Origin of the sequence: Paracoccus sp. N5, assembly GCF_000371965.1 — a bacterium.
Taxonomy (GTDB): domain Bacteria; phylum Pseudomonadota; class Alphaproteobacteria; order Rhodobacterales; family Rhodobacteraceae; genus Paracoccus.
In genome coordinates this window covers 590,732-607,868 of record NZ_AQUO01000001.1, presented here as the reverse complement: position 1 = coordinate 607,868, position 17,137 = coordinate 590,732, and the positions used below count along the sequence as shown (strand labels likewise).

Annotated in this window: 17 protein-coding genes; 10 read left to right on the top strand and 7 right to left on the bottom strand. The window is 69.5% G+C overall.

Translation table 11 applies throughout. The features are described 5' to 3' along the window. The first annotated feature begins 10 nt into the window (after positions 1-10). Positions 11-2,248 (top strand): glycoside hydrolase family 3 N-terminal domain-containing protein, encoded by a 2,238-nt coding sequence (locus tag PARN5_RS21505; protein WP_017998330.1) that lies wholly within the window; start codon positions 11-13, stop codon positions 2,246-2,248. Beyond that, positions 2,236-3,498 carry a glucoamylase family protein gene (locus PARN5_RS0103065; RefSeq protein WP_017998329.1) on the top strand — a complete coding sequence of 421 codons (1,263 nt, stop codon included), beginning with the start codon at positions 2,236-2,238 and terminating at the stop codon, positions 3,496-3,498. Before PARN5_RS21505 ends, PARN5_RS0103065 begins: the two co-directional genes overlap by 13 nt. Here the strand turns inward: PARN5_RS0103065 and PARN5_RS0103060 are convergent. Together PARN5_RS0103060 and PARN5_RS0103055 are read right to left on the bottom strand one after the other, a co-directional pair. Next, a complete protein-coding gene (locus PARN5_RS0103060) occupies positions 3,480-4,742 on the bottom strand; it encodes a glycoside hydrolase family 15 protein (RefSeq protein WP_017998328.1) in 1,263 nt (420 codons plus the stop codon). The two genes, PARN5_RS0103065 and PARN5_RS0103060, sit on opposite strands and share 19 nt — an antisense overlap. Before the next feature lies 1 nt (position 4,743). Beyond that, a complete protein-coding gene (locus PARN5_RS0103055) occupies positions 4,744-5,487 on the bottom strand; it encodes an alpha/beta fold hydrolase (protein ID WP_017998327.1) in 744 nt (247 codons plus the stop codon). Between the two features lie 84 nt (positions 5,488-5,571). Here PARN5_RS0103055 and rnr point away from each other — a divergent pair, with 84 nt between their 5' ends. Further along, positions 5,572-7,836, top strand: a complete 2,265-nt coding sequence (rnr, locus tag PARN5_RS0103050; protein ID WP_026155135.1) for a ribonuclease R — start codon at positions 5,572-5,574, stop codon at positions 7,834-7,836. A 9-nt stretch (positions 7,837-7,845) separates the two neighbouring features. Further along, positions 7,846-8,409 carry a DUF2585 domain-containing protein gene (locus PARN5_RS0103045; RefSeq protein WP_017998325.1) on the top strand — a complete coding sequence of 188 codons (564 nt, stop codon included), beginning with the start codon at positions 7,846-7,848 and terminating at the stop codon, positions 8,407-8,409. A gap of 87 nt (positions 8,410-8,496) precedes the next feature. Here PARN5_RS0103045 and PARN5_RS0103040 read toward each other — a convergent pair whose 3' ends face one another. Continuing rightward, the gene (locus PARN5_RS0103040) at positions 8,497-10,095 is read right to left on the bottom strand and encodes a phosphoenolpyruvate carboxykinase (protein WP_017998324.1); all 1,599 of its coding nucleotides are present in this window, start codon (positions 10,093-10,095) and stop codon (positions 8,497-8,499) included. Between the two features lie 227 nt (positions 10,096-10,322). On the opposite strand from PARN5_RS0103040, the gene PARN5_RS0103035 reads away from it, so the two are divergent. The 6 genes from PARN5_RS0103035 to PARN5_RS0103010 all read left to right on the top strand — a co-directional run bounded on the left by PARN5_RS0103035 (position 10,323) and on the right by PARN5_RS0103010 (position 13,590). Next, the gene (locus PARN5_RS0103035; protein WP_017998323.1) at positions 10,323-10,751 is read left to right on the top strand and encodes an HPr kinase/phosphatase C-terminal domain-containing protein; all 429 of its coding nucleotides are present in this window, start codon (positions 10,323-10,325) and stop codon (positions 10,749-10,751) included. A 17-nt stretch (positions 10,752-10,768) separates the two neighbouring features. Beyond that, complete coding sequence (gene rapZ / locus PARN5_RS0103030) at positions 10,769-11,737, top strand: RNase adapter RapZ (RefSeq protein ID WP_017998322.1); 969 nt, start codon at positions 10,769-10,771, stop codon at positions 11,735-11,737. Between the two features lie 16 nt (positions 11,738-11,753). Beyond that, the gene (locus PARN5_RS0103025; RefSeq protein ID WP_017998321.1) at positions 11,754-12,179 is read left to right on the top strand and encodes a PTS fructose transporter subunit IIA; all 426 of its coding nucleotides are present in this window, start codon (positions 11,754-11,756) and stop codon (positions 12,177-12,179) included. Continuing rightward, positions 12,176-12,466 (top strand): HPr family phosphocarrier protein, encoded by a 291-nt coding sequence (locus PARN5_RS0103020; protein WP_017998320.1) that lies wholly within the window; start codon positions 12,176-12,178, stop codon positions 12,464-12,466. Before PARN5_RS0103025 ends, PARN5_RS0103020 begins: the two co-directional genes overlap by 4 nt. 9 nt (positions 12,467-12,475) lie before the next feature. Next, positions 12,476-13,084, top strand: coding sequence for a TetR/AcrR family transcriptional regulator (locus tag PARN5_RS0103015; protein WP_017998319.1), 609 nt, complete (start codon positions 12,476-12,478; stop codon positions 13,082-13,084). Between the two features lie 86 nt (positions 13,085-13,170). After that, positions 13,171-13,590 carry a DUF2852 domain-containing protein gene (locus PARN5_RS0103010; RefSeq protein ID WP_017998318.1) on the top strand — a complete coding sequence of 140 codons (420 nt, stop codon included), beginning with the start codon at positions 13,171-13,173 and terminating at the stop codon, positions 13,588-13,590. A 41-nt stretch (positions 13,591-13,631) separates the two neighbouring features. Here PARN5_RS0103010 and PARN5_RS0103005 read toward each other — a convergent pair whose 3' ends face one another. From PARN5_RS0103005 to dapE, 4 genes are read right to left on the bottom strand one after another with little or no spacing between them, the layout of a single operon-like run. After that, on the bottom strand, positions 13,632-15,011 hold the full coding sequence (locus PARN5_RS0103005; protein WP_017998317.1) for a glutamate--cysteine ligase: 1,380 nt from the start codon (positions 15,009-15,011) through the stop codon (positions 13,632-13,634). A gap of 49 nt (positions 15,012-15,060) precedes the next feature. Continuing rightward, on the bottom strand, positions 15,061-15,576 hold the full coding sequence (locus PARN5_RS0103000; RefSeq protein ID WP_017998316.1) for a hypothetical protein: 516 nt from the start codon (positions 15,574-15,576) through the stop codon (positions 15,061-15,063). Beyond that, positions 15,576-15,992: a GNAT family N-acetyltransferase gene (locus PARN5_RS0102995; protein WP_017998315.1), complete on the bottom strand. Its 417-nt coding sequence runs from the start codon at positions 15,990-15,992 to the stop codon at positions 15,576-15,578. Before PARN5_RS0102995 ends, PARN5_RS0103000 begins: the two co-directional genes overlap by 1 nt. Continuing rightward, the gene (gene dapE / locus PARN5_RS0102990; RefSeq protein WP_017998314.1) at positions 15,989-17,128 is read right to left on the bottom strand and encodes a succinyl-diaminopimelate desuccinylase; all 1,140 of its coding nucleotides are present in this window, start codon (positions 17,126-17,128) and stop codon (positions 15,989-15,991) included. Before dapE ends, PARN5_RS0102995 begins: the two co-directional genes overlap by 4 nt. Between the last annotated feature and the right edge of the window lie 9 nt (positions 17,129-17,137).

Here is a 17,137-nt window from a genome sequence, read left to right as displayed (position 1 = left end):
CGGGGGACGCATGGGACAGGGGGCTGCCGTCGACCGGCTGATGGCCGGGATGACGCTTCAGGAAAAGATCGGCCAGCTGAACCTCTTGCCGGCCGGGCAGGGGCTGGTCACCGGGGCGCAGGCCCCGACCACGCTGTCGCAGCGGCTGGACGCGGGGCAGGTCGGCGCGATCTTCGGCACCAAGTCGCTGGAATCGGCCCGGGCGATGCAGAAGCGCGCGCTGGCGGGCTCGCGCCTGGGCATCCCGCTGTTCTTTGCCGAGGACGTGATCCACGGCCATCGCACGGTCTTTCCACTGAACATCGCGCTGGCCTGCAGCTGGGACATGGCGCTGATCGAGGCAACCTCGGCCCATGCCGCGGCCGAGGCCTCTGCCGAGGGGCTGCACCAGGTCTATGCGCCGATGCTGGACATCAGCCGCGATCCGCGCTGGGGCCGGGTGGCCGAGGGGCCGGGCGAGGATCCGCTGCTGGCCTCGCGCATCGCCGCCGCCGCGACGCGGGGTTTCCAGGGCGCGGGGCTTGGCACGCCGGGACGGGTCGCGGCCTGCCTGAAGCATTTCGTGGCTTACGGCGCGCCGCAAAGCGGGCGCGACTATGACAATGTCTCGATGGCCTGGGAAGATCTGGTCGAGACCTATCTGCCGCCCTTTGCCGCCGGGATCGAGGCGGGCGCGGCCAGCATCATGGTCGCCTTCAACGCGGTGAACCGGCTGCCGATGCACGCCAACGCGCCGCTGGTCGAGGGCTGGTTGCGCGGGACATGCGGCTTCGACGGGCTGGTCGTCTCGGACTATACCGGCGTCAAGGAGCTGGTCGCGCATGGGCTGGGGCCGGCGCCGGTCGCGGTGGCGCGCGCGCTGCACGCCGGCATCGACATGGACATGGTAGGCGAGGACTACCTGCACGAATTGCCGGCGCTGGCCCACGCGGGGCTCGATGCGCCCGAGGCCGGGCTGGCGCTCTCGGCTGCGGATGTGGTGCGCCTGATCGACCGCGCCTGCCGCCGGGTGCTGTTGTTCAAGGCCCGGCTGGGACTGCTCGATGACCCGTTCCGGGGCATGGCGGACAGCGCGCCGCCGCGCGCCGAGGGCCGGGCCCTGGCGCGCAAGGCGGCGGCGCAATCGGCGGTGCTGCTCAAGAACGACGGGCTGCTGCCGCTGGCGCCGGGCAGCCGGGTGGCGCTGATCGGACCCTTCGCGGCGGATCGGGCGAACATGCTGGGCACCTGGGCGGTCTCGGGCCGGGCCGAGGACGTGGAGCCGCTGGACCGGGCCATCGCCGCGTTGACCGGACGGGCGCCGACCGTCTGCTGGGGCGCGAATATCGTCGACGAGCCCTGGCTCGAGGCGCGGCTGAACTGCCACGGCGTCACCGTGACCCGCGACCCGCGCGACGAAACCGAACTGCTGGCCGAGGCGGTCGCGGCGGCGCTGGCGGCCGACGTGGTCGTGGCGGCGGTGGGCGAGGCCAAGGAACACGCGGGCGAGTCCTCCTCGCGCCTGTCGGTGGACCTGCCCGCACCGCAGCGCCGGCTGATCGCGGCCTTGGCCGGGACCGGCAAGCCGCTGCTGGTCGTGGTCTTTGCCGGCCGGCCGCTGGCCCTGGGCGAGGTCGCGACCCAAGCCGACGCGCTGCTCTATGCCTGGCACGGCGGCATTGCGGGCCCCGAGGGCGTGGCCGACCTGATCTTCGGCGCGGCCGAGCCCTCGGGCCGGCTGGCGGTCACGCTGCCCGCGCATCCGGGCGAGGTGCCGCTGACCTATGCCTGCGACACCACCGGCCGGCCCTGGCCGGGCCGCTTCGGCAAGTTCCTGACCGGCTGGCTCGACCTGCCCGACGACGCGCCGCGCTTTCCCTTCGGCTTCGGCTTGGGCTATGGCGCGGTGCGCTATGGCGCGCCAATCCTGTCGCGGGATACGGCCCGTGCCGGCGAGACCGTCACCCTGCTTCTGGGGATCGAGAACACCGGCAACCGCCCCGCTTTCGAGACCGTGCAGCTTTACGCCAGCGACCCGGTTGCCCGCACCACGCGCCCCGGTCGCAAGCTGATCGACTTCCAGCAGGTCGCGCTGGCCCCGGGCGAGACCCGCGAGGTCAGGTTCACCATCACCGCCGACCAGTTCCGCTATCCGCTGGCCCCGACGCTGCAAACGGTGGAATGGGTGCGCGACCCCGGGCTGATCCGGCTGCATGTCGGCCCGAACAGCCGCGACACGCAGGAGGTGGAACTGGCATGGCTCGACTGACGGGGGCTCGACGGACCGGCCTCGACGATGCCGCCCTGCGCGACCGCGTGGCGCAGGCGACGGCGCTGTATTTCCTCGACTGGAGCCATCCGGTCAGCGGCATGGCGCGCGAGCGCAGCGCCGGCGCCTTCGGCTATGACATGGAGGAAACCTGCTGCACCGGCGGCACCGGCTTCGGCCTGCTTGCGCAGATCGTCGCGGCCGAGCGCGGCTGGCGTCCGCGGCGGCAGATCCTCGACCGTGTCGAGCGGCTGGTCGGTTTCCTGGAAGATGCCGACCGCTTCGACGGCGTCTTCCCGCATTTCCTGCATGGCACGACCGGCCGCGTGCTGCCCTTCATGGCCGGCGACGACGGCGGCGACCTGGTCGAAACCGCCTTCCTGATGCTGGGCCTCTTGGGCGCCGGGGCCTATTTCCACGAGGCGCCGGAGCTGGCCGCCCGCATCCAGGCGCTCTATGACGCGGTGAACTGGGCCGCGCATCTGCGCGAGGATGGCGCGGTCATGTGGCACCGCCACCCCGACCGGCCCTGGCCCGCCAATGCCCTGCCGATCCGCGGCTGGAACGAGGCGATGCCGGTCTTCGTCCTCGGTGCCGGCTCGGCCACGCATCCGATTCCGGCGCGGTCCTATCATGACAGTTGGGCGCAGACGCCGACCTTCCTGAACGGCCGCGATTACGGCGGCGTGACGCTGCCCCTGGGGCCGGATTGGGGCGGGCCGCTGTTCCTGTCGCAATATCCCTTCCTGGGCATCGACCCGCGCGGCTTGCGCGACGCCTATGCCGATTACGGCGTGCAGGCCCGGGCGCATGCGCTGGTCAACCGCGCGCACTGCCTGGCGAACCCGCAGGGCTGGGCGGGCTATGGCGAGAGCCTGTGGGGCCTGACCGCCAGCGACGACCCCTCGGGCTATGTTGCGCATTCGCCGGTCGAGGATACCGGGACGATCACCCCCACCGCCGCGCTGGCGTCGCTCCCCTTTGCGCCGGATGAGGCGATGCCGGTGCTGCGCCACATGCACGACGATTGGGGCGACCGGATCTGGGGCGAGGCAGGCTTTGTCGACGCCTTCTGCCCGGCCCGGGACTGGGTGGCCGAGAGCCGGCTGGCGATCGACCAGGCGCCGATCGTGATCGGCCTTGAAAACCACCGCTCGGGGCTGATCTGGCGGCTGGTCTCGGGCCGGGCCGAGGTGCGGCGCGGCCTGCGCGCCCTGGGCTTTTCGGCGCCCTATCTCGGCATGGCCTGAAGCGTGCTGTCACGCGCGGCGGCGGCTTCCAGGAAGGCCGCCGCCGACCAGGTCAGGTCCAGGCAGCCGGTCGGGGCGCCGGTCCGGCGGTCGAATTGCTCGGGCAGCGGGCCGGGGGTGGGCGCGACCTGCTGGATCAAGGCAAGCCAGCCCTCGGCCTTGACAAAGGCCTCGGTGTCGCCGGTCAGCGCGGCGATGCGGTAATGCAGCTCGGCAAGGCCCAGCGTGGTCGGATACCAGGGGTTGCCGCCGAAATAGACATCGCGGGCATTGCGGCCGATGGCCGGCGGGTTGCGGCCCCGGTTGATCGGGTAGAGCGCGGCGAATAGCGCCTCCAGCCCCGCCACGGTGGCACGGCTGCGCGGCGCGGTCAGGGCAAAGGGGCCGGCGCTGCGCCGGGCATGCAGGATGGCAAGGCAGGTCGCGGCATCGAGCGCGCCCGGCGCCGCCTCGATGCTGTCGCGCCAGCCGCCCGAGACCGGATCCTCCGCCTGTTCGATCAGCGCGGCCAGCCGGTCGGCCTCGGCACGGTGGCCGGCCCGGTCCAAGGCGTCCCACTGCACGATCAGGGTGAAACTGCTGCGGCGGGGCGGCGCTTCTTCCCAAGGGCCGATGCAGGGGCGGCCGGCGACGCGCAGCAGATGCGCGAGGTCGCGGGCGATCAGGGCGCGGGCCTGGGCGCTGTCGGCCTGCGGCAGGGCCTCGAGCACCGCCATCAGGCTGGATGCGCGCAGGGCGGGGCCGTCGTCCTGCGGCCGGCTCCATTGCTCAAGGTCCGGGCTGCCGTCGGGGCCGAAGCGGGGCTCCTCGAGCCAGGCCGTGCCCGACAGCGCCGCCAGTTCCGCATCGGGGCGCAGGAATTTCTTCAGCCCCGGCCGGGTGGTGGCGCGCAAGGGGTTCATCGGCGGTCCCCGGCGGCCCGGGTCCGACAGCGCCAGCGAGAAGCCGACGAAATCCGCGACGAAGCGCAGCCAGAAACCGCGCGCCTGCGGATCGGCCGCCATGGCCAGCGGCACGGCGCGCAAGACGATGGCGGAATCGCGGATCCAGTGGTGGAAGTAATCCGGCTCGGGATCCCAGCTGGCCATGCGGGGCGAGGCCAGCACCGAGCCGGGCGCCGGCCGCATCTCGCCGCCGAAGCCCTCGCGCCGCCGGATGAGATGCGTGGCCGAGCAAGCGCCGCGCATCGCCTGGGCCGAGGCGAGCCGCTGCGCCGCGATCCAGCCCGCGTCGGGGGCCTGCATGTCAGGCGCCAAGCGCGGCCAGCGCCACCGCCAGCATCGCTGCGCAGGCCGGTCCGGCCGGGCAATGATGCTGATCCGGCAGCGCGGCGAAGAAGCGCCCGTTCGGCGCGGCGGCGAAATAGGCCCGCGCATCGGCCAGCGGCACCAGCCCGTCGCAGGCGCCCGTCACCACCGCCAGCGGCGCCGTGACCCGGCGCAGCGCCGGCTCGGCATCGGCGGTCTGCATCTCGGTGAAATAGGCGGGCGCCTCGCGCCGCACCTCCTCGATGGCGGCGGCGCCCATCGCCTCGCGCGCGCGCATCAGCACCATCCCGGACATCGGCGGCGAAACGGCGAGGACGTGGTGGATCTCGGCCCTGTCGGCCGCCAGATGCGCCACGGCATAGCCGCCGATGCTGTGCCCGGCCAGCGCCAGCGTGCCCCCGGGCCATGCCCCGGCCAGCCAGTCGCGCACCCCCGCCGCCGCCCGGACATGGCGGGCAAAGCTGACCTCGGAGGCCGGGCCCGATCCGGGCGAGGCCGAGGAATTCGGCAGCGCCGGCGCCGCCACCCGCCAGCCGCGCGCCAGATAGGCCAGCGCGATCTCGGCGATCTGCGGCTGGGCCGGCGCGCCATTGCGGCCATGCGCCAGCAGGACCGTGCCCCGCGCATCCTCGGGGCCGGCGATCAGCACGGGAATGGTGCCCTCGGCCGTAGCGGCCTGAAGGCAAAGGGTGGTGTCGGTCCAGGCGGGCATCGTGTCCATGCCCCGATTCCTAGCCCAGCGGCCGCGCCGCTCCAACAGCTTTTGCCCCTGCCGCAGGGCGAGAGGCCGTGCTAGCGTGGTGTCATGGCACAGCTACCTTCCCGAACCGAAATTCTCGACTGGGTGAACGCCCATCCCGACGCCACCGCCAAGCGCGACATCGCCAAGGCCTTCGGCATCAAGGGCGCGGCCCGCATCGAACTGAAGCGCATCCTGAAAGAGCTCGAGACCGAAGGGCTGCTGGAGCGCCGCCGCCGGCATTACCACGATGCGGAACGGCTGCCGCCGGTCACGGTGCTGCAACTGCTGCCGCCCGACCGCGACGGCGACATCTTCGCCAAGCCGATGGAATGGCAGGGCGACGGTCCGGTGCCGCGCATCCTTTATGCCGCGCTGAAATCCGACCCGGCGCTGGCGCCCGGCGACCGCATCCTGGCCCGGCTGATCGAGACCAGGGGCGAGGATCACGACTACCAGGCCCGGCTGATCCGCCGCATCGGCACGGTCAGCCACAAGATCGTCGGCATCTACCGCGCCAGCTCCGGCGGTCCCGAGGCCGGCGGCCGCATCCTGCCGATCGACAAGGGCAATGACAAGGAATGGGTCGTCCCCGCGCGCGAAGTGCATGGCGCGCAAAGCGGCGAGTTGGTCGAGGCCGAGCAGACCGGCCCGCGCGGCCGCCTGGGCCTGCCGATGGCGCGGATCACCGAGCGGCTGGGCGACCCTTCGGCGCCGCGCGCCGTCAGCCTGATCGCCATCCACCAGCACGGCATCCCCGACGATTTCCCCGACGAGGTCATGGCCGAGGCCGATGCCGCGAAACCCGCGACCATGAAGGGCCGCGAGGATCTGCGCCGGCTGCCGCTCATCACCATCGACCCCTCGGACGCCCGCGACCGCGACGATGCCGTGGCGGCCGAGATCCGCGAGGACGGCGGCGCCGACATCTGGGTCGCCATCGCCGACGTGGCGCATTACGTCACCCCCGGCTCGGCGCTGGACCGCGAGGCGCGGAAGCGCGGCAACTCGACCTATTTCCCCGACCGGGTGGTGCCGATGCTGCCCGACATCCTGTCGGGCGACCTGTGTTCGCTGCACGAGGGCGTCGACCGGCCGGTGCTTGCCGTCCGGATGCGGCTGGACGCGCAGGGCAACAAGGTCTCGCACAGTTTCCGCCGCGCGATGATTCATTCCGCGGCGAGCCTCAGCTATGAACAGGCCCAGGCGGCCGCCGACGGCAACCCGGACGAAGTCACGGCGCCGCTTCTGGATGCGGCGATCCGGCCCCTGTGGCACGCCTATGGCCTGCTGAAAACCGCCCGCGCGCGGCGCCAGCCGCTGGAACTGGACCTGCCCGAGCGCAAGATCGTGCTGACCCCGGACGGCAGGGTGAAGTCGGTCAATTTCCGCGACCGCTTCGACGCGCACCGGCTGATCGAGGAATTCATGGTCCTGGCCAATGTCGCCGCCGCCGAGGAACTGGAACGCCTGCGCCGGCCGCTGCTCTATCGCGTGCACGAGGAGCCGACGGTGGAAAAGCTCGATGCGCTGCGCGAGGTGGCGGCGGCCTCGGGCTTCACCCTGGCCAAGGGCCAGGTGCTGCAGACCCGCCACCTGAACCGGCTGCTGGAACAGGCCCAGGGCTCGGATTTCGACGAGCTGATCAACATGACTGCGCTGCGCTCGATGCAGCAGGCCTATTACCACCCGGAAAACCTGGGCCATTTCGGGCTGGCGCTGCGCAGCTATGCGCATTTCACCTCGCCGATCCGGCGCTATTCCGATCTGATCGTGCATCGCGCGCTGATCCTCGGCCACAAATGGGGCAAGGACGGGCTGTCGGGATGGGACATCGAAAACCTGTCCGAGACCGCGCAGCAGATCTCGGAAACCGAGCGCCGCTCGATGGCGGCCGAGCGCGACACCACCGACCGCTATCTTGCCGCCTATCTCGCCGACCGGGTCGGGGCCGAGTTCTCGGGCCGCATCTCGGGCGTGCAGAAATTCGGCGCCTTCGTGCGGCTGGACGAGACCGGCGCCGACGGGCTGATCCCGATCCGCGAGATCGGCCGCGAATATTTCCACTACGATCCGGATGCGCAGATCCTGATGGGCGCGGAAACCGGGCTGGAAATCGGCATCGGCCGGCGCGTCACCGTGCGCCTGTCCGAGGCGGTGCCGCTGACCGGCGGGCTGCTGCTGGAGCTGCTCGAGGTCGAGGGCCGGCCGCTGCCGCAGGGCTTGGGCCAGCGCGGCAAGGGCAAGGGCCCGATGCGCAAGCGCGCCACCCAGGCCCGGCTGGCCGAGGTCAAGCGCGCCCAGAAGCGCCGCCGCATCCGCCGGAAATAGGATCCCGACATGCGAAACTCGCGCGCGCTGCCCCATGCGCTGACGGCGCTGATCGTGCTTGCCGCTGCGGCCTGGCTCCTGTGGATCGGGCGCGAGCCGATCTGCACCTGCGGCCATGTCAAGCTCTGGCACGGCCAGACCGTCAGCTCGGAAAACTCGCAGCATATTTCGGACTGGTATACGCCCTCGCACCTGATCCACGGCTTCCTGTTCTATGCCGCGCTGTGGCTCTTCGCCCGGCGCCTGTCCTTCGGCTGGCGCCTGACCATCGCCACGCTGGTCGAGTCGCTGTGGGAAATCGTCGAAAACTCCGATGCAATCATCGAGCGCTACCGCGCCGTGACCATCTCGCTCGACTATTACGGCGACAGCGTGCTGAACTCGGTCAGCGACATCCTGGTGATGATCCTGGGCTTTCTCCTGGCCAGCCGCCTGCCGGTCTGGGCCTCGATCGCCCTCGCCCTGGGATTCGAGATCCTGACCACCTGGCTGATCCGCGACGGGCTTGCGCTGAACGTGCTGATGCTGATCTGGCCGCTGCAAGCCGTCCGCGACTGGCAAGCCGCGCTATGAAAGACGGGCGGCCTAGCGACCGCCCGTGCTTCTTTGTTTCAGAAATACCCCGGGGGAGCCCCGCAGGGGCGGGGGCAGCGCCCCCATTCAGCCGATGGCCGCAGCCCGGACGTCCTCGTCGATCTTGTCGGCATATTGCGCGAAATTGTCGCTGAACATGCCGACCAGCTTCTGGGCCTGGGCGTCATAGGCGGCCGGATCGGACCAGGTCTGGCGCGGATCCAGCAGCTTGTCCTCGACGCCGGGGACCGAGACCGGGACCTCGAAGCCGAAGTTCGGGTCCTTGCGGAACTGCACGCCGTTCAGCGAACCGTCCAGCGCCGCGGTCAGCAGGGCACGGGTCGCCTTGATCGGCATGCGCTTGCCGGTGCCGAAGGCGCCGCCGGTCCAGCCGGTATTGACCAGCCAGCAATGCGCGCCGGTGGCGGCGATCTTTTCCTGCAAGAGCTTGCCATAGACTTCCGGCCGGCGCGGCATGAAGGGCGCGCCGAAGCAGGTCGAGAAGGTCGGGGTCGGCTCGGTCACGCCGACCTCCGTGCCCGGCGTCTTCGAGGTAAAGCCCGACAGGAAGTGATACATCGCCTGCGCCGGGGTCAGCCGCGCGATCGGCGGCAGCACGCCATAGGCGTCGCAGGTCAGCATGATGACGTTCTTCGGCATCCCGCCCAGCGAGGTCGGCGAGGCGTTCGAGATCTGCTCCAGCGGATAGGCGCAGCGCATGTTGTCGGTGATCGAGTTGTCCTCGAAATCCAGCTCCAGCGTGTCGGGATCGAAGACCATGTTCTCGATCACGGTGCCGAACTTGTAGCAGGTGGCGTGGATTTCCGGTTCGGCCTCGGCCGACAGGTTGATGGTCTTGGCGTAGCAGCCGCCCTCGAAGTTGAAGATGCCCTGGTTCGACCAGCCATGCTCGTCATCGCCGATCAGCATGCGCGAGGGATCGGCCGACAGCGTGGTCTTGCCGGTGCCCGACAGGCCGAAGAAGATCGCGGCGTCGTCCGGGTTGCCGATGGCGTGGTTGGCCGAGCAGTGCATCGGCATCACGCCCTTTTCCGGCAGGATGTAGTTCAGCAGCGTGAAGACCGACTTCTTGTTCTCGCCGGCATAGGCGGTGTTGCCGATCAGGATCAGCTTCTTCTCGAAGTTCAGCGCGATCACGGTTTCCGAACGGCAGCCGTGGCGTTCCGGGTCGGCCTTGAAGCTCGGGCAGTTGATGATGGTGAACTCGGGCGCGAAGCTGGCCAGTTCGGCCGCCTCGGGACGGCGCAGCAGGTTGCGGATGAAAAGCCCGTGCCAGGCCAGTTCCGTCACCACGCGCACGTCCAGCCGCAGCGCCGGGTCCGCGCCGCCGTAGAGGTCCTGCACGAAATAGTCGCGGCCCTTCATATGGGCCAGCATGTCGGCATGCAGGCGGTCGAAGGCCTCGGGGTCCATCGGCCGGTTGTTTTCCCACCAGATGGTGTTTTCCACGCCGGGCGTGCGCACGACATGCTTGTCCTTGGGCGAGCGGCCGGTATGGGCGCCGGTGGTGGTCAGGAAGGTGCCGCCCAGGCCCAGCTTGCCTTCGCCGCGCTGGATGGCGGCCTCGATCAGCGCCGGTTCGAGCAGGTTGTAGTAAACTTGGCCGAGCCCGGTGATTCCCTGGTCTTCCAGACGGCAGTTCGGATTGACGCGCGGTTCGCTCATGACAGCTTGGCTCCTGCAAGATTCCGGGCCGACAACCGGCCGTTGCGCGTCCTATAACACGCCCTTTTCCCGGGGAAAGCGCACATATCGTCAGGTTTAGCGCTACCAGGATGGTTTATCGCTATCAGTCGCCCGGACATGGCTTTGCCGTCGGGATTTCGTCACAAAGAGCGGCGGCCTCAACCTTTTGGCGGAATGATTCGAGGCCGTATCAGGAGGAAGTGACCATGATCCTGCACGCATCCTGCGTCGCGCATCGGGGCCGGGGACTGCTGATCCTCGGTGCCTCCGGTGCAGGCAAATCCGGCTTGGCGCTTGAAATGATGGCGCTGGGCGCGGCATTGGTCGCGGATGACCGCACGGCGCTGCGGTGCGAGGCGGGGGCGATCATCGCCGATGCACCCGATTCGCTGCGCGGGCTGATCGAGGCGCGCGGCGTCGGCATCCTGCGCGCCCGCGCGCATGGGCCGGTCGAACTGGCGCTGGCCGTCGATCTGGACCGGGCCGAGCCCGAGCGGCTGCCGCCCGACCGCCGCTTTGGCCTTTTCGACGGCGACCTGCCCCTTGTCCTTGGCGCCGGGCGCGTTCATCTTGCGTCAATGCTCTTGCAATATCTTGATTCCGGTAGGGCGGACACGGAGTTGCGCGACAGCTGAATCAAGGGCCGGAGGCGATGGACGATCTCGACAGCCAAGAAAAGGATGGCCGCGACGAAGGCGCGCAGCGGCTGGTCCTGATCACCGGGCCGTCCGGGGCAGGGCGCTCGACCGCGATCAACGTGCTCGAGGACCTGGGGTATGAGGCCATCGACAACCTGCCGCTGTCGCTGATCCCGCGGCTCCTGGACGGGCCGCCGCGCCCGGTGCCGCTGGCGCTGGGGCTGGACGTGCGCAACCGCGACTTTTCCGTCGCGAACCTGATCGAGCTGATCGACAAGCTGACCCGGCTGCCGGCATACGCGCCCGAGGTGCTGTTCCTGGACTGCACCACCGAGCAGCTTTTGCGACGTTTCAATGAAACCCGCAGGCGGCATCCCTTGCGGGGCGAGGCCTCGCCCCTGGACGCCATCCGGGCCGAGCGCGACATGCTGGCGCCGATCCGTGCCCGGGCCGACGTGCTGGTCGATACCTCGGAACTCTCGCCGCATGATCTGAAGGCGGAACTGTCGCGTTGGTTCGATGCCGAGCAGGGGCGGCGGCTGGCGGTCTCGGTGCAGTCCTTTTCCTATAAGCGCGGGGTCCCGCGCGGGGTTGACGTGATGTTCGACTGCCGCTTCCTCGCCAACCCGCATTGGGAGCCGGCGCTGCGCCCATTGGATGGCCGCGACAGCGCCGTTCAGGACTACGTTGCGTCGGATCCGCGATTCGCGCCCTTCTTCGAGCGGGTGCTGGATCTTGTGCTTTTCACCCTTCCGGCCCATCTAGAAGAGGGTAAGGCCCATCTGGCCATCGGCTTCGGTTGTACCGGAGGGCAACACCGTTCCGTCACAATGGCGGAAAAAATGGCTGATGCGCTTGCGAAAGCAGGTTGGCAAGTGTCAATTAGACATCGGGAACTTGAACGCCGCGAGAAGGCGCCGGCACCTGGTGATGATGGCCTCATTGGCCTCTCGCACAGCACGGGCGCGGGTTTTGGCGGCTGATGCGTGGTGGAGCGAATTGATCGGGATTGTCATCGTGGCGCATGGCGGCCTTGCGCGGGAATATCTCTCGGCGGTCGAGCATGTGGTGGGACCGCAGACCGGCATCCGGGCCGTGACGATCGAGGAAAACCACGATCGCGGCCAGAAGCAGGCTGAAATCTGCGCGGCCGCCGATTCGGTGGATGCGGGCGACGGCGTGGTGGTAGTGACGGACCTGTTCGGCGGCTCGCCCTCGAACCTGTCGCTGATGGCCTGTGCGGCGCGCAACCGCTCGATCCTTTACGGCGCGAACCTGCCGATGCTGGTCAAGCTGGCCAAGTCGCGCAAATTGCCGGTGGCGGATGCGGTAACGCTGGCCAAGGACGCCGGGCGCAAGTACATCAACAGCTATGATGTCCTGCCTGCCGATGTGATCCCTGTGCCGAGCCGCGCCGCCTCATGAATGACCTGACCAACGGGGCCGTCACCCGAGACCTGGCGATCATCAACGAAAAGGGCCTGCACGCGCGGGCCAGCGCCAAGTTCGTCGAGACGGTCGAGCGTTTCGATGCCCAGGCCACCGTCGAAAAGGACGGGCTGAGCGTTTCGGGCGATTCGATCATGGGCCTGCTGATGCTGACTGCGCCGCGCGGCAGCACCATCCGCGTCACCACCAAGGGGGCGGAGGCGGCCGAACTGGCCGATGCGCTGACTGCGCTGGTCGGAGACTATTTCGGCGAAGGCATGTAAGGGCCGGTCATGGCCCGATCCTCCTATCACCACGGCAATCTGCGGCAGGCGCTGGTCGAGGCCACGGTCAAGCTGATCGAGGACAGCGGCCCGCAGGCCTTTACCCTGGCCGAGGCCGCCCGCCTGGCCGGCGTCAGCGCCGCCGCGCCCTATCGCCATTTCGCCGGGCGCGAGGAATTGCTGGAGGAGGTCGCCCGCCAGGGTTTCGACGAATTCGCCGACCGGCTCGAGGCCGCCTTCGACGACGGCCGGCCGCGGCCGCTGACTGCCTTCCTGCGCATGGGCCAGGCCTATCTGGGTTTCGCGGCCGAGCGGCGCGGCTTCTACATCGCCATGTTCGAATCCGGCATCTCGATCACCGGCAATTCCGCCTTGCAGCAGGCCTCCGAGCGGGCGCGCGGCGTTCTCGTGCGCGGCGCCGAGTCGCTTTTCGTCGCCCGCTCCGGCCCGCGCCCGCCCGCCGGCATGATCGCCGACCACATCTGGGCGCTGAGCCATGGCGTGGTGGAACTCTTCGGCCGCGGCAAGCCCGGCGCGCGCTCGCCCATCGCCCCCGCCGACATGCTGGAAAGCGGCGCGCTGATCTATCTGCGCGGGCTGGGCGTCATCCCCGACTGATTTTTTTCCCGACGCGGCCTTGAACCCGGCTTGCGGCGCTCCATTTATGTAAATGTGATTAACATTCACATCGGAAAGGGACCGCAATGAACACTGAAATCGCCCCGCGCCCCTCCGTCGTGGACCGGGTCGGCGCTGCGCTGGCAGGCATCCGGGACTGGCTGGACGAACGCGGAAAGGGGGCCTGGATCGCCGCCATGATCCTGGGCTTCATCGCCTGCTGGCCCGTGGGCCTCGCCATCCTCGGCTACATGATCTGGAGCAAACGCATGTTTTCCTGCCGCCACCGCCATCATCATCAGCACCGCCGCGGCTTCGGGCGCGATTTCGCGCAGCCGACCGGCAACTATGCCTTCGACGCCTATCGCGAGGAAACGCTGAAGCGGCTCGAGGACGAGCACCGGGAGTTCCTGGACTTCCTGCAGAAGCTGCGCGAGGCCAAGGACAAGGCCGAGTTCGACCAGTTCATGGCCGGCCGCAACCAGCCGCCCGCCACCCAGAACTGACATCGGAAAAAGGGCCGGGGATCGCCCCGGCCCTTTGCTTTTCAATAGGAATATTCGGCGTAGATCCGCGACAGGTCGCCCTGCCATTCGCCGTGGTATTTCTCCAGCATCTCGTCGGCCGGCACCTTGCCGGTCTCGACGCTTTCCTTGAGCGCGTTCAGGAAATGCGTCTCGTCCGGGACCAGCCCGCCATTGCCGGGTCGCGCGCGGGCCTTGAGCCCGGCTTCGGAAATCGCCAGCACCTCGCGCGCCAGGTCGCGCATCCGGGTGCCGCCGACCGCGCCGTCCAGCGCCTTCAGCCCGGCCTCGCGCCGCCAGCTTTCGCGCGTCTCGGCGTCCCAGCCCTTGACCAGATCCCAGGCCGCGTCCAGCGCCGCGTCGTCATAAACCAGCCCGACCCAGAAGGCCGGCAGGGCGCAGAGCCGCCGCCAGGGCCCGCCGTCGGCGCCGCGCATCTCGATGAATTTCTTGACCCGCGCCTCGGGGAAGACCGTGGTCAGGTGGTCGGCCCAGTCGGACAGCGTCGGCACCTCGCCCGGCAGCGCCGGCAGCTTGCCCTTCAGGAAATCGCGGAAGCTCTGCCCCAGCGCGTCGATGTATTTGCCGTCGCGATAGACGAAATACATCGGCACATCGAGCACGTAGTCGACCCACCGCTCATAGCCCATGCCGTCCTCGAAGGCGAAGGGCAGCATGCCGGTGCGCGCCGCGTCGAGGTTCTGCCAGATATGCGCGCGCCAGCTTTTCCAGCCGTTCGGCTTGCCGTCGAGGAAGGGCGAGTTCGCGAACAGCGCATTCGCCACCGGCTGCAGGGCCAGCGCCACGCGCAGCTTCTTCACCATGTCGGCTTCGCTGGCGAAGTCGAGATTCACCTGCACCGTGCAGGTGCGATACATCATCTGCGTGCCCAGCGTGCCGACCCGGCCCATGTAATCGGTCATCAGCCGATAGCGACCTTTCGGCATCATCGGCATCTGGTCCTGGGTCCAGATCGGCGCCGCGCCCAGGCCGATGAAGCCCGCGCCCAGCCTGTCGGCGATCTCGCGCACCTCGGCCAGATGGCTGTTCACCTCGTCGCAGGTCTGGTGGATGGTCTCCAGCGGCGCGCCGGAAAGCTCCAGCTGCCCGCCCGGCTCCAGGCTGACATTGGCGCCGTCGCGCTCCAGCCCGATGATATGGCCGGCCTCCAGCACCGGGGTCCAGCCGAAGCGGTCGCGCAACCCCTCCAGCATGGCCTTGACCGAGGGCTGGCCCGCGGGCGCGTCATAGGGCAGGGGCATCAGGTCGGCATGGCGATAGCCGAATTTCTCGTGCTCGGTGCCGATGCGCCAGGCGTCGCGCGGCTTCTCGCCGGAGGCGAGATATTCGGCCAGCTGTTCGGGACGCTCGATCGGGCCGCCGCCCTGTTGGGGAATGGACATCGGTGGCCTTTCTTCTGCCTTGCTCGCCACAGGTGGCAAGGCCCGGGGCTCAAGTCAAGGCGGCGCGCGCGGGCCTGGTCCAAACGGTCTGGATCGTCGGCGCGCCGGGCGCCAGCGCGGCGGCGACGCGGCCCATGTCGATGCCGGGCAGGGTGGCAAAGGCGCCGGCCAGGAATTCCGCGCCGCGCGCATCGACGGGAACCAGCAGCGCCTCGCCCGCGATGCTTTTCAGCCGCCAGTGGCTGCGGCCGTTGAGGCGCATCAGCCGGATCTCGGTCAGCTCGCGCAGGCCGATCTCGCCGCCCAGCAGCCGGTTCGGCGACAGGTAGCGAATCGCGCCCTCGTCCAGTTCGACCATGCCGGGACCCAGGCCGTCGTGGCGAAAGCGCATGCGCCGGCGCGCATCCAGCGCCCAGGCGGCCGAGGCGGCGGCGATCAGCCCGCCCAGCGGCCAGAACAGCCAGCCGCCCAGCGAGAACACCCAGAGCCCGAAGCCCACCGCGGCCAGTGCCGCGCCGGTCTCGGCCCAGGGGCGCAGCTTTTCGGCCAGCTCCGGGCGGATCATCAGAATTCCAGCGCCATGTCGCGATGCGGGATGCCGGCGTCGTCATATTCCGGGCCATAGGCGACGAAGCCCAGCTTTTCATAGAAACCGATGGCATGGGTCTGCGCGCCCAGCTTGGCGCGGCTGATGCCGGGCGTGGCGCGCAGCCGCGCGAGCGCCGCGCGGATCAGCGCCGCGCCCGCCCCGGTGCCGCGCGCGGCTTGCAGCACGGCGACGCGGCCGATCTTGCCGGTCTGCCCTTCGGTCAGGATGCGGGCGGTGCCGATAGCCGCGCCGGCTGCGTCGCGGGCCAGCAGGTGGATCGCCTCGCCGTCGCGGCCGTCCCATTCCTCGGCCTCGGGCACGGCCTGCTCGACGATGAAGACCGCGCGGCGGATGGCGCGGCAGGTTTCCAGGTCGGTGGTCTCTTCGATCATGCGAAATACTGCTCCAGGATGCGGCGATAGATGCGCGCCAGCTGGCGCACCTGCTCGGCCGGGACGCGCTCGTCGACCTGATGCATGAAATGGCCGACCAGGCCGAATTCAAGCACCGGGCAGTGATCCTTGACGAAACGCGCATCCGAGGTGCCGCCCGAGGTCGAGAGCACCGGGTCGAGCCCGGTTTCCGCGCGCACCACGCCCGCGACCAGTTCGACGAAGGGGCCGGGCGCGGTCAGGAAGCTTTCGCCCGAGACATCGGTCGCGATGCCGAAGCCGACGCCGGTCGCTTGGGCGATCGCCTCGGCCTTGGCGCGGATCATCGCATCGAGGCTGGCCGCGCTATGCGCATCGTTGAAGCGGATGTTGATCGTCGCCCGGGCCTTTTCCGGGATCACGTTCGAGGCCGGGTTGCCGACGTCGATGGTCGTCACTTGCAGGCCCGAGGGGTCGAAATGCGCCGTGCCCTGGTCCAGCGGCTGGCTGGTCAGGTCGTAGAGCAGCCCGAGCAGGGCGTGGACCGGGTTCCTGGCGCGATGCGGATAGGCGGCATGGCCCTGCACGCCCCGGGCCTCGATCTGCAAGGTCATTGAGCCGCGCCGGCCGATCTTGATCATCTCGCCCATGCGGTCGGGGTTCGAGGGCTCGCCGACGATGCAGACATCCATGCGCTCGCCGTTGGCGGCCATCCAGTCGAGTAGCGCCAGCGTGCCGTCGCGGCCGGGGCCTTCCTCGTCGCCGGTGATGGCCAGGATCACGGCGCCGTCCGGCGGTGTCTCGGTCACGAAGCCGATGGCGGCGGCGGCAAAGGCCGCGACCCCGGATTTCATGTCGGTGGCGCCGCGGCCCCAGATCCAGCCGTCGATCTCGGCCCCGGAAAACGGCGGATGCGTCCAGCTGGCCGGGTCGCCCGGCGGCACCACGTCGGTATGGCCGTTGAAGCCGAAGGTCCGGGCGCCCCTGGCCCCCCAGCGCGCGAACAGGTTCGGCACGCCGTTGCGATCGACGCGGCGGCATTCGAAACCCGCCTCGGCCAGCACGCGCGCCAGCAACTCCAGCGCGCCGCCCTCCTCGGGCGTGACCGAGGGGCAGCGGATCAGTTCGGCGGTCAGTCGGGCGGGGTCTGGCGTCATCGGCACTCT

Bases quoted from the DNA above. Each gene is read 5' to 3' on its own strand.
- PARN5_RS0103015 (WP_017998319.1), top strand. From the start codon at position 12,476: ATGGCCCGATCCTCCTATCACCACGGCAATCTGCGGCAGGCGCTGGTC.
- PARN5_RS0103045 (WP_017998325.1), top strand. From the start codon at position 7,846: ATGCGAAACTCGCGCGCGCTGCCCCATGCGCTGACGGCGCTGATCGTG.
- PARN5_RS0103005 (WP_017998317.1), bottom strand. From the start codon at position 15,011: ATGTCCATTCCCCAACAGGGCGGCGGCCCGATCGAGCGTCCCGAACAG.
- PARN5_RS0103055 (WP_017998327.1), bottom strand. From the start codon at position 5,487: ATGGACACGATGCCCGCCTGGACCGACACCACCCTTTGCCTTCAGGCC.
- PARN5_RS0103060 (WP_017998328.1), bottom strand. From the start codon at position 4,742: ATGCAGGCCCCCGACGCGGGCTGGATCGCGGCGCAGCGGCTCGCCTCG.
- PARN5_RS0103040 (WP_017998324.1), bottom strand. From the start codon at position 10,095: ATGAGCGAACCGCGCGTCAATCCGAACTGCCGTCTGGAAGACCAGGGA.
- dapE (WP_017998314.1), bottom strand. From the start codon at position 17,128: ATGACGCCAGACCCCGCCCGACTGACCGCCGAACTGATCCGCTGCCCC.
- PARN5_RS21505 (WP_017998330.1), top strand. From the start codon at position 11: ATGGGACAGGGGGCTGCCGTCGACCGGCTGATGGCCGGGATGACGCTT.
- PARN5_RS0103000 (WP_017998316.1), bottom strand. From the start codon at position 15,576: ATGATCCGCCCGGAGCTGGCCGAAAAGCTGCGCCCCTGGGCCGAGACC.
- PARN5_RS0103010 (WP_017998318.1), top strand. From the start codon at position 13,171: ATGAACACTGAAATCGCCCCGCGCCCCTCCGTCGTGGACCGGGTCGGC.
- PARN5_RS0103065 (WP_017998329.1), top strand. From the start codon at position 2,236: ATGGCTCGACTGACGGGGGCTCGACGGACCGGCCTCGACGATGCCGCC.
- rapZ (WP_017998322.1), top strand. From the start codon at position 10,769: ATGGACGATCTCGACAGCCAAGAAAAGGATGGCCGCGACGAAGGCGCG.
- PARN5_RS0103020 (WP_017998320.1), top strand. From the start codon at position 12,176: ATGAATGACCTGACCAACGGGGCCGTCACCCGAGACCTGGCGATCATC.
- rnr (WP_026155135.1), top strand. From the start codon at position 5,572: ATGGCACAGCTACCTTCCCGAACCGAAATTCTCGACTGGGTGAACGCC.
- PARN5_RS0103035 (WP_017998323.1), top strand. From the start codon at position 10,323: ATGATCCTGCACGCATCCTGCGTCGCGCATCGGGGCCGGGGACTGCTG.
- PARN5_RS0102995 (WP_017998315.1), bottom strand. From the start codon at position 15,992: ATGATCGAAGAGACCACCGACCTGGAAACCTGCCGCGCCATCCGCCGC.